Source organism: Bradyrhizobium sp. AUGA SZCCT0431 (assembly GCF_018131065.1).
In the GTDB taxonomy this organism is placed as follows: Bacteria; Pseudomonadota; Alphaproteobacteria; order Rhizobiales; family Xanthobacteraceae; genus Bradyrhizobium.
Genome location: NZ_JAFCLR010000018.1, coordinates 37,935 through 54,126 on the forward strand (window position 1 = coordinate 37,935; position 16,192 = coordinate 54,126).

The 16,192-nt window shown below is 61.4% G+C and carries 18 protein-coding genes; 11 read left to right on the forward strand and 7 right to left on the reverse strand.

The genetic code is table 11. The annotated features are described in order from the left end of the window. Positions 1 to 18: 18 nt before the first annotated feature. The 4 genes from JQ567_RS19015 to JQ567_RS19030 form a co-directional block, all read right to left on the reverse strand. Positions 19 to 306, reverse strand: coding sequence for a hypothetical protein (locus JQ567_RS19015; protein ID WP_212440242.1), 288 nt, complete (start codon positions 304 to 306; stop codon positions 19 to 21). 240 nt (positions 307 to 546) lie between these two features. Beyond that, positions 547 to 906, reverse strand: a complete 360-nt coding sequence (locus tag JQ567_RS19020; protein WP_212209229.1) for a PRC-barrel domain-containing protein — start codon at positions 904 to 906, stop codon at positions 547 to 549. A gap of 300 nt (positions 907 to 1,206) precedes the next feature. Beyond that, the gene (locus JQ567_RS19025; RefSeq protein ID WP_192738521.1) at positions 1,207 to 1,584 is read right to left on the reverse strand and encodes a VOC family protein; all 378 of its coding nucleotides are present in this window, start codon (positions 1,582 to 1,584) and stop codon (positions 1,207 to 1,209) included. Positions 1,585 to 1,732: 148 nt separating this feature from the next. Next, complete coding sequence (locus JQ567_RS19030) at positions 1,733 to 2,119, reverse strand: response regulator (protein ID WP_212440243.1); 387 nt, start codon at positions 2,117 to 2,119, stop codon at positions 1,733 to 1,735. A 314-nt stretch (positions 2,120 to 2,433) separates the two neighbouring features. Here JQ567_RS19030 and JQ567_RS19035 point away from each other — a divergent pair, with 314 nt between their 5' ends. From JQ567_RS19035 to JQ567_RS19050, 4 genes are all read left to right on the forward strand, one after another. Then, entirely contained in the window at positions 2,434 to 3,633 is a 1,200-nt protein-coding gene (locus JQ567_RS19035) for a DJ-1/PfpI family protein (RefSeq protein WP_212440244.1), read from the forward strand. A gap of 85 nt (positions 3,634 to 3,718) precedes the next feature. Then, positions 3,719 to 4,141, forward strand: coding sequence for a hypothetical protein (locus JQ567_RS19040; RefSeq protein ID WP_212440245.1), 423 nt, complete (start codon positions 3,719 to 3,721; stop codon positions 4,139 to 4,141). A 194-nt stretch (positions 4,142 to 4,335) separates the two neighbouring features. Then, positions 4,336 to 4,791, forward strand: coding sequence for a YidB family protein (locus JQ567_RS19045; protein WP_212440246.1), 456 nt, complete (start codon positions 4,336 to 4,338; stop codon positions 4,789 to 4,791). A 23-nt stretch (positions 4,792 to 4,814) separates the two neighbouring features. Then, entirely contained in the window at positions 4,815 to 5,075 is a 261-nt protein-coding gene (locus tag JQ567_RS19050) for a GlsB/YeaQ/YmgE family stress response membrane protein (protein ID WP_212440247.1), read from the forward strand. A gap of 891 nt (positions 5,076 to 5,966) precedes the next feature. Here JQ567_RS19050 and sbmA read toward each other — a convergent pair. Beyond that, positions 5,967 to 7,184: a peptide antibiotic transporter SbmA gene (gene sbmA / locus JQ567_RS19055; RefSeq protein ID WP_212440248.1), complete on the reverse strand. Its 1,218-nt coding sequence runs from the start codon at positions 7,182 to 7,184 to the stop codon at positions 5,967 to 5,969. Positions 7,185 to 7,384: 200 nt separating this feature from the next. Then, complete coding sequence (locus JQ567_RS19060) at positions 7,385 to 8,830, reverse strand: short-chain fatty acyl-CoA regulator family protein (protein ID WP_212440249.1); 1,446 nt, start codon at positions 8,828 to 8,830, stop codon at positions 7,385 to 7,387. Between the two features lie 220 nt (positions 8,831 to 9,050). Here JQ567_RS19060 and JQ567_RS19065 point away from each other — a divergent pair, with 220 nt between their 5' ends. The 4 genes from JQ567_RS19065 to JQ567_RS19080 all read left to right on the forward strand — a co-directional run bounded on the left by JQ567_RS19065 (position 9,051) and on the right by JQ567_RS19080 (position 12,425). Further along, the gene (locus tag JQ567_RS19065; protein ID WP_212440250.1) at positions 9,051 to 10,688 is read left to right on the forward strand and encodes an isocitrate lyase; all 1,638 of its coding nucleotides are present in this window, start codon (positions 9,051 to 9,053) and stop codon (positions 10,686 to 10,688) included. 32 nt (positions 10,689 to 10,720) lie between these two features. Continuing rightward, a complete protein-coding gene (locus JQ567_RS19070; protein WP_108522535.1) occupies positions 10,721 to 10,930 on the forward strand; it encodes a hypothetical protein in 210 nt (69 codons plus the stop codon). 204 nt (positions 10,931 to 11,134) lie between these two features. Continuing rightward, complete coding sequence (locus JQ567_RS19075) at positions 11,135 to 11,686, forward strand: hypothetical protein (RefSeq protein WP_212440251.1); 552 nt, start codon at positions 11,135 to 11,137, stop codon at positions 11,684 to 11,686. A 22-nt stretch (positions 11,687 to 11,708) separates the two neighbouring features. After that, positions 11,709 to 12,425 (forward strand): hypothetical protein, encoded by a 717-nt coding sequence (locus JQ567_RS19080; protein ID WP_212440252.1) that lies wholly within the window; start codon positions 11,709 to 11,711, stop codon positions 12,423 to 12,425. 15 nt (positions 12,426 to 12,440) lie between these two features. On the opposite strand, the gene JQ567_RS19085 is transcribed toward JQ567_RS19080, so the two are convergent. Next, positions 12,441 to 13,328, reverse strand: a complete 888-nt coding sequence (locus tag JQ567_RS19085; RefSeq protein ID WP_212440253.1) for a metallophosphoesterase — start codon at positions 13,326 to 13,328, stop codon at positions 12,441 to 12,443. Between the two features lie 115 nt (positions 13,329 to 13,443). Between JQ567_RS19085 and JQ567_RS19090 the strand changes: the two genes are divergently transcribed. From JQ567_RS19090 to JQ567_RS19100, 3 genes are all read left to right on the forward strand, one after another. Beyond that, positions 13,444 to 13,932 carry an NUDIX domain-containing protein gene (locus JQ567_RS19090; RefSeq protein ID WP_312017428.1) on the forward strand — a complete coding sequence of 163 codons (489 nt, stop codon included), beginning with the start codon at positions 13,444 to 13,446 and terminating at the stop codon, positions 13,930 to 13,932. A 77-nt stretch (positions 13,933 to 14,009) separates the two neighbouring features. Continuing rightward, a complete protein-coding gene (locus JQ567_RS19095) occupies positions 14,010 to 15,200 on the forward strand; it encodes a hypothetical protein (RefSeq protein WP_212440254.1) in 1,191 nt (396 codons plus the stop codon). Further along, entirely contained in the window at positions 15,197 to 16,132 is a 936-nt protein-coding gene (locus JQ567_RS19100) for a glycosyltransferase family 2 protein (RefSeq protein WP_212440255.1), read from the forward strand. Before JQ567_RS19095 ends, JQ567_RS19100 begins: the two co-directional genes overlap by 4 nt. Positions 16,133 to 16,192: the final 60 nt, after the last annotated feature.

The window sequence follows — 16,192 nt, forward strand, 5'->3', positions numbered from 1 at the left end:
TCAATTTACAGCGCCGGCCTAATCTTCGCGACCCGAGGTCATGGACCTGGCGCTTGAGGACTCACGGCTTGAGGACACCAGCGCCGAGGTGGCGAACTTTTTGGCTTCGGCTTCGCGAAGCTCCTTGCGAACTCTTCTTGCGTCCCGCAGCGTCTGCTGGATGTTCTTGTCGGCGGAGCCGTCGTCAAAGAACAGCATCGTTTCGCAGCTGATGCACTGCCGGGAATAGCCGCTCTGCAGCCGTCGCGCCTTTTCGCGAAAGCACGATTTGCAGCGGTGGCAGCGGATTTGAACCGAATCGTCCATCGTCTGGTCCCTGGGCCGCGGGCCGTCGTTACCCGTCTTGTTTGGAAGGTCGATTATCGAGCAGCTGTACCGGAGGTTCCTTAAGAGATCGTCCTCGCATCCTGTGGCCATTTAGCCTTCGGCAATGCGATTCCAGGCCAATCCCTTAAGCTTATGATTAACCGTCCCGAAATTCCGTCTCGCCAAACGAAAAGGCCCGCCTGAGAGCGGGCCTTTGCAGTCCTTGCGCAGCGGCGGTGGCTACATCGCGATGCCGTAATAGTCGTTGACCGTGCGTACCCTCGCAGGGTCGGACCAGTTCCAGGCGTTGTCATTGCCGTATCTCGGCGCGCCTTTCAGCTGCGTCTCGGTAATGCCAGTGCGATAGCCGCCGAGATTGGTGTCGTATTTCAGCGATTGCCACGGCAGCGGATAATGGTCGTCACCGATCCCGAGAAAGCCGCCAAAGCTCAGGACGGCATACGAGACCTTGCCGCTCATCTTGTCGATCATGACGCGTTCGATCGATCCGATCTTGGTGTCATCGGCGCCGTACACGGCGGTTCCTTCCACCTTGTCGCTGCCGATCAGGGAACCGGTTTCTCTTGCTTCCGTAACCATGGTTGCTCCTCCATCGTTTGAGAACGAGCAACCGGCGGAATCACGAATTGTTCCTGCGAAGATTCGACGCGCCGTAGAGTCCGACTCACAGGTCGCGCAGCAAAAAACGGTCTCGTCATGCCCGGGCTTGTCTCGGGCATCCACGTCTTGGCCTCAACTAAGCAAGAAAGACGTGGATGGCCGGGCATAGGCGAGCGGAAACGACGCCGTCCTTCAGACGGCTATGCCCGGCCATGACGGAGTCTTTTTCAAGTTGTTAGCGAGAGGCCGAAAATCCCGGCTACATTTCCGGTCAGCGCCTCACGCCACGCGGTGCAGCGCGCAGAGCTTGTTGCCATCGGGATCGCGCAGATAGGCGATGTAGAGTTTCACCCCGCTGCCTTCGCGGATGCCGGGCGGATCCTCGCAGGTCTTGCCGCCATGGGCGAGGCCGGCCGCATGAAACGCGTCGGCCTGTTCGGGGGAATTGGCGGTAAAGCCGATGGTGCCGCCATTGGCGTGGCATGCTTCCTTGCCGTCGATCGGCTTCGACACCGAGAAGGTGCCGGTTTTGCTGCGGTAGAAGATGCGGTGGCGGTCGACCCGCCCGGGCGGAATGTCGAGCGTGCCCAGCAAGGCGTCATAAAACACCTTGGCCTTTTCCAGATCATTGGTCCCGATCATGACGTGCGAAAACATCTTGTCTTTCTCCCCAAAGTTGCGCCGAGCGATCGGCGACGTTTGCCGTGTTTTTGTGGGGCCGAACGTAACAGCGCAGGCGGGAATAGGGAAGTGATTGACGTCGGGCTTATCGGGCAACGTGAGGTGAGGCTGCGTTCGCCGTTGCTTACGCGGTAGCCGGGCCGGCATTCAGCAGCTGGGAAACCGCCGTGACGAGTTGCGCCGGCGCGAACGGCTTCTGCAACAGCACGCTGTTGGGCACGCCCCGCGATGACCATTCATCCGCGGCCAAGCCCGTGATGTAGATGACCGGACAATGAGGGTCGATCTCCCTGACCTGTCGCGCCACGTCCCAGCCGCTCATCGTGCCTTTCAGGCTGACGTCGGTGACGAGCGCCCGGTAGTTCTTGACCCGGCCCCGGAACAGGGTCAGCGCCTCTTCGCCCGACGACAGAATGTCGGCTTCAAAGCCGCCGTCGTTCAACGTAGCTTCGACGATACCCTGCAACGGGTATTCGTCTTCGACGACGAGAATGAGTGGAGATTCCGACAACGCTGACCTCTGGCTTGGTCGTTTTTTCTTACAGTGAAGTGCGTGGGCCGCGGGCTACTGCGCCGATCAACCAACCGAACCCTGTTCAGGCCAGAACGTTGGCAAGATGATGACCTGACGGGCGAATAACGTTCATCTGGATTAACCACTACACCATTAAGGGAACTGGCAGTGAGGCCCTTGTTCATGAATTCGTGAACGACGATGGCGTTCCCAACGCATGTCTGTTTTTGCGCGATTTACGCCATTTTGGTCCGACCATGCGCGCAGTAGCTTGCGCGCCAGATCGCAATGGATGGCAGAGCCAAGGAACCATGAACTGGCGACTTGTAAAATGGATCGGTGTCGGCGTCCCGGCACTGTTCGCAATCATTTTTGCGGGCTGGATTTTTACGTTGCCTCCAGCGCCATCGTTTGCGGCCGCGCCGCCGATCGCGAAAGAGGAGGCCGAGGCCACCATTGCCGCGCTGAAGCCGCCGAAACGTCAGCGTCCGCTGATCGCGATCATCGGCATCAATGACGCCACCGAAACCACGGACTATCTGATGCCCTATGGCATTTTGCGGCGCGCCGATGTGGCCGATGTGGTGACGCTGGCAACGGGTCCGGGGCCGATGTCGCTATTCCCGGCGCTCAAGATAGAGCCGCAGGCGACCACCGCCGATTTCGATGCGCAGCATCCTGATGGCGCCGACTATGTCATCGTCCCCGCCATGAGCCGGGACGACGATCCGTCCGCGCTGCAATGGATCCGCAGCCAGGCCGCCAAGGGCGCCATCGTGGTCGGTGTCTGCGTCGGCGCAAAAGTCGTCGGCGAAGCCGGATTGCTCCACGGCAAGCGGGCGACGACGCACTGGTATTCGCTGAGGGAATTGCAGGGCAAGCATCCGTCGATCCGCTATGTCGCGAACCGGCGGCTGGTGGTCGACGGCGCCGTTGCGACGACGACGGGAATATCAGCGTCGATGCCGATGTCGCTGACCCTGATCGAGGCCATCGCCGGCCGCGACAAGGCCGAAGCCGTCGGCCGCGACATCGGCCTCGCCGACTGGGACGCGCGTCATGACAGCAGCGCCTTTCAGTTCACGCGCCCGTTCGCGTTGACGGCGATGCGCAACGTCATGGCCTTCTGGAATCGCGAGCAACTCGGCATCGAGCTTTCGCCCGGCATGGACGAAGTGTCGCTGGCCCTCGTCGCGGACGCCTGGTCGCGCACCTACCGCTCACGCGCAGTTACGTTTGCCGCCACCGCCGGCGCGCTGGAGAGCCGCAACGGCATTCGCATTGTGCCCGATGAGGTCGCCGCCACCTGGCCTGCCGAGCGGCGGCTGCCCGCGATCGGCGCTTCGCCGCCGGCCAAGGCGCTGGACCAGACGCTGGCCGCAATCGAGGCGCGCTACGGCATGCCGACCGCCGACTTCGTTGCGATGCAGCTGGAATATCCGAGGCATGGTGCGCGCGTTGAGAAGCGCACAGCGGTCGCGTCGCCTATGTGGCAGAAGCCTTTACCTTAAGGGCGAGAGGATTCGACTTGCATCCGCCTATGAGGCAATCTGCGCGGCGTATTTTTAGCATTTGCGCGCACAAACGGGAGCTTCCATGAGCGCTATCAATCGCATTCCTTACGGACTATCGGCCTTTGCCGCGTGCTTCATCGCCTTCGCCGCGCCGGCCGGCGCACAACCATTGGCGACCAACGGGATCGGCGTCGCGTCTTGCGAAAAGCTGGCCAAGGACATGAATCCGGCAGAGGGCTTCAACAATGTGACCAACTCCCTGATATTCTATTGGGTCCAGGGTTACATGAGCGCCGCCAACATCGCGTTGCTCGAGGGCGACAGCCAGTATGTCGACCTCTATTTGATGAACGAAAAGAAGATCCTCCCGTTGATCTACGAATTCTGCCAGAAGAACCCGGGCAAGAAGCCGATCAGCGTCATCGATCAACTGATCGAGGATACCGACAAGGTCGAAGGCAAGTGGAAAAGCGGCACCGTCCCCTGGGCCGCGGACGGCGATTAGGTTTCGTTCTAATATCTGCTCGCGGGACATCGTCGCAGGGCAATGAGACGGCCTGCCTGAGCGGGCCGTCTTGGTGTGCCACCTGACGCAGTGCTGCGCCGACGAGCGATGCCAACTGACGGCCTGCGTGGAACCCGGCAGGAATTGGCACGTTACAGGCGCGGTGATTCAGTGATTCAACGAAGGAGACGATCATGTCCCGCGGGATGCCATCGATGACGGCGCTATTGGGTTTGCTCGCTTTGGCGGGCTACCAGAACAGGGACAAACTCGCCGAGCTGCTGAAAGGTGCGACCGGCAACGCGCAGCCCGGCGCCGGCAACCAGCAAGGTCCCTCGGACAATCCCTTGGGCGGCCTGCTCGGCAATCTCGGCGGCGGCGGCGTCGGCGGTCTGCTGGGCGGCGGGCTGGGTGAGTTGCTCGAACGCTTCAAGGAGAACGGCCAGGGAGATGCTGCCGAGTCCTGGGTCGGCAAGGGACCGAACAAGGAGCTTCCTGCCCCGCAATTGAAACAGGCCATCGGCGCGGATGTGTTGGCCGCGCTGGAACAGCAAACCGGCCTGTCGCAGGAGGAACTCCTCGCAAGGCTGTCACGCGAACTTCCGACCGCCGTTGATCAATATACGCCCGACGGACGCCTTCCGAGCTGACGCTCACAAACAGAGGATTTGATATGGGCATTATCTGGACGATCATTATTGGCTTCCTGGCCGGCGTGATAGCGAAGTTCATCATGCCCGGAGACAATGAGCCCTCGGGGTTCATCCTCACGACGATACTCGGCATCGTCGGGGCGTTTGTTGCGTCGTTTCTCGGCCAGGCACTCGGCTGGTATCGGCCCGGCGAGGGCGCCGGCCTGATCGGCGCGGTCGTCGGCGCTATCGTGGTCTTGTTGGTCTACAGCATGGTTGCGGGTCGCCGCCGCGCGATTTGAGCGGTGCACGGTCATCACCTTTCTCGTCATGGCCGGGCTTGTCCCGGCCATCCACGTCTTTCTTGCTCAATGGGAAGCCAAGACGTGGATGCCCGGCACAAGGCCGGGCATGACGGTGTTCGGTACAACGCGCTATTTCCTTGATCTCTTTATGAGTCAGACGCTGAGGGCAGGAAGACGCTGCTGACTGCGACAAAACGACCCGACGGGCAAATCACTTCTGGTTGTCCGAAATCATGTCAAGCCAAAAATTTCTGATAATCAAAAATATTCTTGTTTCCATCCGACCAAATCAGGGGCATATCCTTGGCCATCCCGTCCCACTCAGAGGGCGTCGGCCGTCGTCATGGACGTTGGACGGGTTGCGGTGGACGCTGATGTTGCAACTGACGAGTGCGGCAAAAGCGTACGGTGAAGTCGTGTGGTCCTGACGCCCCGATGCTGGCGTCAAGCTCGTGAGAAGCTCACGCTTCCACGGGCGACGGTGACAACGAGCCCGGCCCGACCGGGGAGAGCACGAAGTAAGCCGTAAAGCCATTGCGCAGGGAAGGCCGGGTGTTCTCCGCTGCCCTGTATGCTCGTGTGCGCGTTCTTGTTGCACAATTGCACACGAGACCGCGGGTGCAGCGCGCACCCGGTCTTCCCTGCGCCCTCTCAATGAGAGGGCGAGGAATTTCTAGCAAAAGCTCGGGCGCAATGCGCCGCGAGAAAGCGAAGGTGCGCCTGTATGATGGTGCAGCAACAAACTCCGCCGTCGTCCCGGCCTTGAGCCGGGACCCATTCGCCGCGGCCCATCGGAGGAGAGCTCTGGCGTTAGCGACCTTCTGCAACAATAAGCGCCGCGGCGTATGGGTCCCGGCGTTCGCCGGGACGACGTTGGCAGCCCCTACCTCAAATCCCCGCCGGCTCCTTCACGGCCTCGATGGCCGGCAGCGGCGCGCCGGCGATCATGGCTTCGAAGCCGCGCAGGCGCTTGTAGACCGAGAGCAGGTCGACGATCGTGGTCCAGGAGTTGATCAGTATCTGGAACGAGTTTCTCACCTGCGTGAACGCATTCAGGATCTGCTGCAGCGGACCCAGCGTGAGCTTGCCGGCGACGATCGTCGGCGCCAGCAGGATGTAGGGAAAGATGACGTCGGTCTGCAAATAGACGATGCGGCCGACGTTGAAGTACAGGTAGTTCAAATAGAACCAGAAATAGTTTTTGCGAATGTGCACGAAGAGCTCATTCAGCGTCATCGGATCGGCGCGCGCCGGATCGTCTTCGCCGAGCACGAGCTCCTTGCGGTAGGCGGCTTCAACCCGCTGGTTGAAGAACTCGATGCCGGGCAGCTTGATGCCGATCAGCGCCAGCAAACCGGTTCCGAAGATCGACCACACGATCGCGGCGATCACCAGCGGATAGGGGATCGCACCGACGATAGGCAGCTCGGTGATAATGCTGGAAAGCCTGAGCAGCACCGGCAGGAAGGCGATCAGCGTCAGGATCGCGCTGATGAAATTGACGCCGAGGCCTTCGGTGATGGTCGCAAACCGCATGGTGTCTTCCTGGACGCGTTGCGAGGCGCCTTCGATGGTGCGCAGCCGCGGCCAGTGGGCGATGTAAAAATCGTTCATCGCGGTGCGCCAGCGGAAGATGTAATGGCTAACGAAGAAACGCGTCAGTACGCCGACGGTAACGGCGACCAGCGCGATGCCGGCAAAAGTCGAAAATTCTCCGTAGATCTGTTCGACAGTGACCGGCTTCGATTTCGAAAGCGCGGCCTGGAGCAGATCGTAGAACGGCCCGTACCAGGTGTTGATGGCGACGCTGACCTGGACCTGGAAATAGGTGGCGAACAGGATCAGCGCCGAGCCCGGGATCGACCACAGCGCCCAGGGATGCGGCGAAAACCACATCCAGAAGGCTGTGAAGATGCCGACGAACGCCCAGAAATACAGATCGAACCACAGCGAACGCACCGACCAGAAGGTCGAGACGCCGACAACAGGCGCCGACGACCCGTACAGTTCGTTGGCGTAACTGTACCAGAGCGTCATCGCCAGCGCGGCCCAGACGATCGCCGAGATGAAGAAGATCTTTGGGCGGGGGAAGAATGAAACGAACATTCGGTTGTCTCTCAGGTCAGAGGATTTGTGGGGCTCTCGTCATTCCGGGGCGATGCGCAGCATCGAGCCCGGAATCTCGAGATTCCCTCGATGTGCAACTTGCACATCTGAGGTCTGGTGCTAACGCACCATCTACGATGCACAATTGCGCATCGGAGAATGACAGTCCCACAGTTGATGCACTTAGAAATCTCAAACACTCACAACTCTCTCGCGTTACTAAACGCAAACGACGACACGCGCCGCGTGTTCTCATCCAGGATGAGGGTGCGCGTGATCGGCGGCTCGGCGCGCTGGCTGCAGTTTTCGCGCTCGCAGAGCCGGCAGTTGACCCCGATCGGCGTACCCTCGGCTTTCTCCAGGTCCATGCCGGCGGCATAAACCAGTTTGGCGGCATGGCGGATTTCGCACCCCAGACCGATCGCAAAGCGCGGCTGCGGCTGCGGGTGCGGCGCCACCGGCCGGCGCACCATCTGCGCGATCGAGAAGTAACGGGTGCCATCTGGCAATTCGATGACCTGCTTGAGCAGCCGGTCCGGCGTGTCGAAGGTCGAATGCACGTTCCACAGCGGGCAGGTGCCGCCGAATTTCGAGAACGGAAACGTGCCGGAGGAAAACCGCTTGGAAACATTGCCGGCATTGTCGACGCGCAGCAGGAAGAACGGCACGCCGCGCGCGTTCGGCCGCTGCAGCGTGGTCAGGCGATGGCAGACCTGCTCGAAACCGGCATTGAAGCGCTGCGCCAGCACGTGCACGTCGTAGTTCAACGCCTCGGCCGCGGCATGGAACGCCTGATAGGGCATCATGGTGGCGGCGGCGAAATAATTCGCCAGCGTAATCCGGTAGAGCCTTCGCGGCGTGTCGTCGAGCGGGCCGGCGCGGTTGACGATGGCATCGATGCTGGCGCTGCATTCGGCAAGCCCGATCTGCAGCGCGAGCTGGAAGGCCCGGCCGGGGCCGTCGACCAGTTCGGAGACCAACAGCTGCCGGCGATGGCGGTCGAACCGCCGCAGCGTCTCGCGCATCACGTCGACAGGCATGATGCGGGTGACGATCGAATGCTTCTCGCGCAATCGCGCGGCGAGGGCCGCAAACAATTCCTCGGACGGCACGCCCAGTTCGTCGCGCAGGCTTTCCGCGGCCTGTTCGAGTTCGGGGAAGTAATTGCGGTTGGCCTCGATCAGGTCGCGCACCCGTTCGATCGGATTGGCCTCGAATCGGGTTCCCTCGTCGCGGTCGGCCATTTGCGCCGCCACCAGCGTTTCGCCGCGGCGGGCCTCGGTATAGGCGGCGTACAGCCGTTGCAGGGAATGAGTCACACCGGGGCACAATTCAGCGAGATCGCGCAGTTCCTGCTTCGGCAGGTCGATTTGCCGGAACAGCGGATCGGAGAATATCTCGTTCAGTTCGGCGAAAAAGCGATCCTCGTCGGCGGTCGCGAGATCGCGCAAATCAAGGTCATAGGTCTCCGCCAGCCGGAGCAGCAGCTGGGCGGTCACCGGGCGCTGGTTCCGTTCTATCAGGTTGATATAGCTCGGAGAAATCTCCAGGCCCTCGGCCATCTGGGTCTGCGACAGGCCGAGCTGCTGGCGGATCCGGCGAAACCGCGGACCGACAAACAGCTTCTTTCCGGAATCGCTCGCCATGTCAGCCCTTCTGACGGATTTTGTGACAAAATTAACAAAATGACATCTGTGACAAGTTCAGATGTTACATGACATCACCATTCAAAATCAAGCTATCTATACGAAATCAGGATTTTGGCGTTTAGCTCTCGGTACGTTTTGCAATGCACTGTCATGAATGTCGATTTCGGCAAAGAGTGGCGAATGCTGCAAATTAGTCGTCACCGAAAGGATTAAGCAAATGAACTATCAGCCACGTGGCATCGACCAGGCTATCAAGGGACCCGCTTCCTACGCGAGCGAGCTTGGCGCTGCCAAGGCGCTGCTCGAGACCCAGCCGACCTGGAACGGCGTCACTGCCGAGGCCGTGGCGCGCATGCGTCTGCAGAACCGCTTCAAGACCGGCCTCGACATCGCCCGCTACACCGCGGCGCTGATGCGCCGCGATATGGCTGCCTATGACGCCGATCCGACCAAGTACACCCAGTCGCTCGGCTGCTGGCATGGCTTCATCGCGCAGCAGAAGCTGATCTCGGTGAAGAAGCATTTCGGCGGCAAGACCGATCGCCGCTATCTCTATCTCTCCGGCTGGATGATCGCCGCGCTGCGCTCCGAGTTCGGACCGCTGCCCGATCAGTCGATGCACGAAAAGACTTCGGTGCCGGCGCTGATCGAAGAGCTCTACACCTTCCTTCGTCAGGCGGACTCCCGTGAGCTCAATGATATCTTCCGCGCCATCGACGCTGCCCGCAAGGCAGGCGACAAGGCGAAGGAAAAGGAACTGATCGAAAAGGTCGACAACTTCCAGACCCATGTCGTGCCGGTCATCGCCGACATCGACGCCGGTTTCGGCAATGCGGAGGCGACCTACCTGCTCGCAAAGAAGATGATCGAAGCAGGTGCGTGCGCTCTGCAGATCGAAAATCAGGTCTCCGACGAAAAGCAGTGCGGCCACCAGGACGGCAAGGTGACTGTGCCGCACGAGGTGTTCCTGGCGAAGATCCGGGCCTGCCGCCATGCCTTCCTCGAACTCGGCGTCGAAGACGGCATCGTCGTGACCCGCACCGACTCGCTGGGTGCCGGTCTCACGCAGCAGATCGCTGTCAGCCACAAGCCCGGCGACATCGGCGATCAGTACAACAGCTTCCTGGATTGCGAGGAAATCACGGCCGAAAACGCCCGGAATGGCGATGTCATCATCAACCGCAACGGCAAGATGATGCGTCCGAAGCGGCTCGCCAGCAACCTCTATCAGTTCCGTGCCGGCACGGGCGAAGATCGCTGCGTGCTCGACAGCATCACCTCGCTGCAGAACGGCGCCGATCTGTTGTGGATCGAGACCGAGAAGCCGCATATCGAGCAGATCGCCAAGATGGTCGACCGCATTCGCGAGGTCGTTCCGAACGCGAAGCTGGCCTACAACAACTCGCCGTCGTTCAACTGGACGCTCAACTTCCGTTGGCAGGTCTACGACGCGATGAAGGAAGCCGGCAAGGATGTCAGCAAGTACAACCGCGCCGAACTGATGAAGCCGGAATACGACGATACGCCGCTGGGCATTGAAGCAGACGAGCGCATCCGCACCTTCCAGGCCGATTCAGCCAAGCGCGCCGGCATCTTCCACCATCTGATCACGTTGCCGACCTATCACACGGCAGCGCTGTCGACTGACAATCTCGCGAGGGAGTATTTCGGCGAGCAGGGCATGCTGGGCTATGTGAAGAATGTTCAGCGCCAGGAGATCCGTCAGGGTATCGCCTGCGCCAAGCATCAGAACATGGCCGGCTCCGATATCGGTGACGAGCACAAGGAATATTTCGCCGGGGAAGCCGCTCTGAAGGCGGGCGGCGCCCACAACACGATGAACCAGTTCGGCTAACGGTAACAGCCGGTCAACAGCAGGAGACCACCATGACCAAAGGCAGCAATTTCTGGGTGATTGGCGGCGAGTTCGGATCGATGAACTTCCACAAGCTCGTGGAAGGCTCGGCCCAGGTTCAAGGCCCGTTCAAGACCCGCAAGGAAGCCGAGGACGCCTGGCGCGTCGTCTCGGAAGAGAACCGCCACAAGGCCGGCGTACGCTTTTCCATCGTGGAAGAGCCGTCCCGAGTCTCTGCTTGAGCCTCGGCCTGAGCGGCTGCTGCCGATAAACTAGAAGAAACGTCCAAGGACCTGCGAACAGGCGGCCCCATCCGGAATCCCGGGTGGGGCCGTCCGGCTTTTCAACCGAAACCTAAGTCATTGGGAACAAACGACCTTTGCGGAAAACATGGTTACTGCTAGGTTAACCGCCGCCAACCCTTCAGGACAAAGGCGGGTCGTGAGATGTCAGACGTACAGAGTACCGCCACCACCGAGCCGCAACCGACGCGGCTGCGCGACGCGCTGCGCAAGGCACGGATCGAGGCCGCCGACCGCACCGGCGTCGTCGTCGAATTGCGCGACGCCGAAGTGGCGCGGCTCGAGATCCTGAACGAGGCGCTCGATCCGTTGTTCGCGCAGGTCCCCGAAAAGGTCGACCTGTTCGACCGCGGCGTCAGCCAGGGCGAGACGCCGCGGCTGTGGATCGACGTCGTCGCGCATATCCTGATGGGCCGCGACAAGCGGATCTACCGCTTCGTGCAGGACACCCGCTTCGGCCGCATCGTGCTCGCCGAATCCCACGACGTGCCCGTCATCGTCGATGCCGTCACCGACTATGTCGCGCGCCGCATGATCGAGCGCGAGCATGCGATGGTGGCAACCCCGATGGTCGAGCCATCAGCCGAAGAACCGCCGAAACGCCGTGGCGGCTTCGGGATGTTCGTGCTCGGCTTCCTGCTCGGCGCCGCCGCCCTGTTCGGCCTCGCGCTGTTTGCCAGCCTGAAAAACCTCTAGCGCGGAGCCTGAAGGGGACCTAGTGCCAGCCATCATCATCGGCAACGCCATCGCGGCGGTGATCGTCCTGGTCATCGCCGCGAGCCTGTACGGCAAATGGCTGACGTTGAGGCGTGCCGAATTTATCCGCACCTTCCGCTGGCCACGCGGGCTGCTGCAGCGGCTGGAGCAGCATCACCCGGGCTTCCAGCGCAAGGACAGCGCGTTGGTCTCGCGGGGCCTGCGGCAGTTTTTCCTCGCCTATCTCATGAGCGGCAAGCGCTACGTCTCGATGCCCTCGCAAGTCGCGGACGATCTATGGCACGAGTTTATCCTCTACACGCGCGAGTACGATGCGTTTTGCCGCCGCGCGTTCGGTGGTTTCCTGCATCACACCCCGGCGGTGGTGCTGAGCGAGCATCGCAAGAGCAACGAGGGCCTGCGGCGGGTCTGGTGGTACTGCTGCAAGTACGAGAGCATCGATCCTGTCAGGCCGAGCCGGCTGCCGCTGTTATTTGCGCTCGACAGCAAGTTCAAGATCCCCAACGGCTTTGTCTATCACCCCGACTGCGAGGAGTTGCGCAAGAACGGCAGCGGCACCGCATATTGTGGCGGTGATTTCGCGGACTCGTCGGTCGACGGCTCGTCCGCTGGCTTCGGCGATGGCGACGCCAGCCATGGCGGCGATGGCGGGGGTAGCGATGGGGGTGGTGGCGGAGATGGCGGCGGCGGCGGTTGCGGCGGTGGCGGTGGGGACTAGCCCTGCTTGAACCGGTTACGACAACCTGACTTGCGCCAACTGCCGGATCACATTGTCATCGCCAAAGCCGCGCACGGTCTGCACGCAGCGCCAGTGGTCGCCGTCCCGCTCGATCGAAAACAGATTATAGGCCGCGGCGGGATAGTGCCGGTGCGCCAGTGCCGACGCCGAAGGCACGCCGATCGCGGGAATCTGGCGGTCCGTGCCTTCGATCCACATGGTCGAATGGATGTGGTCATGCCCGTGCAGCACCAATTCCACGCCATGGCGCTTCAAGAGCGCGCGCAACTGCCGCGAATCCGTCAGCCGCTTGATGCGGGAATCCGAATGCAGGGGGTGATGGACCAGCAACACCCGGAATGCCTGTTCGGACGACAATTGCGTCAGGATTTGATCCAGTTCATCGAGCTGGGCCCGTCCGAGCCTGCCGGTCGCCATCAGCGGCAGCGTCGGCACTGCCGAGGATACGCCGATCAGCGCCAGCGGGCCGCGCCGGCGCACGAACGGAAACGTCGCGCCGTTGGGCCCGGCATCGCCGCGCAGATAGTCGCCGAACGTTCCGGCGAAACGATGCCTGGTGGCGCGCACATAGGCGTCGTGATTGCCGGGAATCACCGTGACTTCCTGCGGCGCGCCGACGCTTTCAAGCCAGGCCTGCGCCGGCGAGAACTCGGCTTCCAGCGCGAGATTGACCAGATCGCCGGTGACCGCGATATGGTCAGGCTGCTGGACCTGCATGTCGGCGACCAATGCGTCGAGCACCTCGCGGCGGTGGTATTTGTGGCGGTTGCGGGTCCAGTTGAGGTAGCCGAGCGCGCGCTTATTGGCGAGATCGCGAAAGCGCGCTGCCGGCAGCGGCGGCAGGTGCGGATCGGACAAATGCGCCAGCGTGAATGCGGCCATCAACAACCTCGTCAGGATCCTTGCCAGAATCCTTTGCCAGAATCCTTGCAATGTATTGGCAAGCCAACCGTATCAGCGCAAGGATCAAACATCATGTCCGGCATCTGAGGTATTTGTGACCGCCCTGCAGAATCTTCGAAAACGCTTCGAGCCGCAGCTGCGGCGGGTAATGCATCTCTATTGGCGGATCGCCCGCGGCATGACGCTCGGGGTCCGCGGCGTCGTGCTCGACGGCAGCAACAGGGTGTTTCTGGTCAAACACAGCTATATCTCCGGCTGGCATCTGCCGGGCGGCGGGGTCGAGGTCGGCGAGACGTTCCTCGAAGCATTGCGGCGCGAACTCATGGAGGAGGGGCGGATCGAACTCACCGACGAGCCGGCGTTGCATGGTCTGTTTTTCAACGGCCATATCTCCCGCCGCGACCACGTCGCGGTCTATGTCGTGAGGCAATTCCGCCAGGACCGTTTGCCGGTGCCCAACCGCGAGATCGTGGAGTGTGGGTTCTACGACGCGGCTGCACTGCCGGCTGACACTACCCGAGGTACGCGCCTTCGGATCGCCGAAGTGCTGGATTTCAAGGCACGGACCGCGACCTGGCGCTGATTTTTGCGCAGGCGCTCGGTTGCGTCCCGCCATCACAGCCCCTAGAAGCGGAGCAGTCGAGGCGGGGGCCGGACACGATGAAACTGATTAAACTTCTCTGCGGCTTCGGCTTGCTGGTGATGCTGGCGAGCAACATCTGGACCATCTCGCGCTGGAGCGAAAGCCGCGGGGTCTATGACGACATCTGCTATTTGCGGCAGGCACATCTGTTCAAGCTGTTCGGCCTGGGTGGGCTCAACACCGACATCAAGCGCGAGGACGACCAATATCTCGCCAACAAGCTGAAGGAGATCGGTTATCCCGAGTGGAACGTGGCGACGCGGGCTCCTTGTCACGTCTGGATGGAGAAGACGAAAAAAACCGTCATTCAATATCCGCCGGGGACCGGGTTTGCGCTGGCGCTGTTCCCCGAAGGTTTCCAGGTTATCCCGCTCTATGTTCTGGCGTCGATCGTGGTAACCGGTTTCGCACTGCTCGCGTTGAGCTGCGCATCAACGTGGTATTCGCTCGCATTGGCGGCCGTCTTCGGGGATGTCGCGATCTACCTGATGATCAATCCGACCAAGGCGAGCTATTCGATAGCGCCGACCATGATGGTCTGCGTGCTCGCGGGCTGGCTCACCGCGAAGCTGTTCAAGGATGGATCGCGGCATCGGCTTGTGCTGCTCGCGCTGGTGGGGTTGCTGATCGGCCTGTCCGTGAATTTGCGTCTGCCGAACCTGTTCCTGTCGGCGGGCTATTGCCTGTATCTCGCCGGCGCATTCCTGCTGGCGCGAAACCGGGAGACCTTCCTGCAAGGGGCGGCATTCGGCGTTGCGTTCCTGATCGGGATGGCGCCGACGCTGATCGCGAATGCGATCAATGCGGGCAGCCCCTTCACGACGACCTATGGCGGACAGGACGTCGCGCCGCCGGAGCTGGATGCAAGCGTCCTCTGGCAGTATTTCAGGGACGTGCAGTTCACCTTGCTGGCGATCGCCGCCGCATGGACCGCCTGGCTGTGGCGCTACAATCAGGGGGGCGCGAGGCAGGTCGCCATTTTGCTCGCCGCCAATCTGGTGGTGAACGCGATTTTCTTCATGACGCATCCGATCTTCACGCCCTATTACATCATGCCGATCGACATGCTCACGCTGTGGACGCTGCTGTTCGCAACGATCAATCTGCGCGGCGAGGTCGCCGCCGAGCCGGGCTTCCCGCAACTGGCAAAAGCCTTGAAGCGGCATCGGCGATCCATGGTCAGGCCTGATTCGGCAGGTCCGCGATGACGACACCAGCGTTGCGAGTTGCGGTTCTGGTGCCGTGCTTCAATGAGGAGGCGGCCGTCGCGACCGTGGTCGCCGATTTTCGCAAAGTACTGCCGGCGGCCGAAATCTTCGTCTACGACAACAATTCAAGAGATCGCACCGTCGACGTCGCGCGGGCGGCCGGCGCGGAGGTGCGTAGCGAACGCCGTCAGGGCAAGGGGCATGTCATCCGGCGGATGTTTGCCGATATCGAGGCGGACATCTACGTGCTGGTCGACGGCGACGCGACCTACGACGCCCCCAGCGCCCCACGCATGATCGATATGCTGGTCAAGGAACACCTCGACATGGTGGTGGGCTTTCGCGTCGATCAATCGGCCGCCGCCTACCGGCCCGGCCACCGCACCGGCAACTGGATGCTGACCGGCTTCCTTTCGTTGGTGTTCGGTCAGGCGTTCAAGGATATCCTTTCCGGCTACCGCGTGTTCTCGCGCCGCTTCGTCAAATCGTTTCCGGTGTTGTCGGACGGCTTCGAGATCGAAACCGAGTTAAGTGTTCATGCACTCGAACTGGCACTGCCGGTCGCCGAGATCGAGACACCCTATTTTGCCCGGCCGGTAGGGTCGTTCAGCAAGCTGAACACCTGGCGCGACGGTTTCCGGATCCTCGGCACCATCCTGAAACTCTATCGCTCGGAAAAGCCGCTGCGGTTTTTCACCGCGATCGGCGTGTTGCTGATGGTGATTTCCGTCGTCCTCGCGATCCCCGTCATCATCACCTATCTCGAGCAAGGTCTCGTTCCGCGACTACCGACCGCGGTATTGTCGATGGGTCTGATGATTATGGCGGTGCTGTCGGTTTCGTCGGGGCTGGTGCTGGATACGGTGACGCGCGGCCGCCGTGAGATGAAACTGCTGGCCTATCTGTCGCAACCGGCGATTAACAAGAAATGAGGCAATGCGGGCTTTAGTGCTGGCGGCAATGGACCGCGCCGCTGCCAGATGCTATTCCGC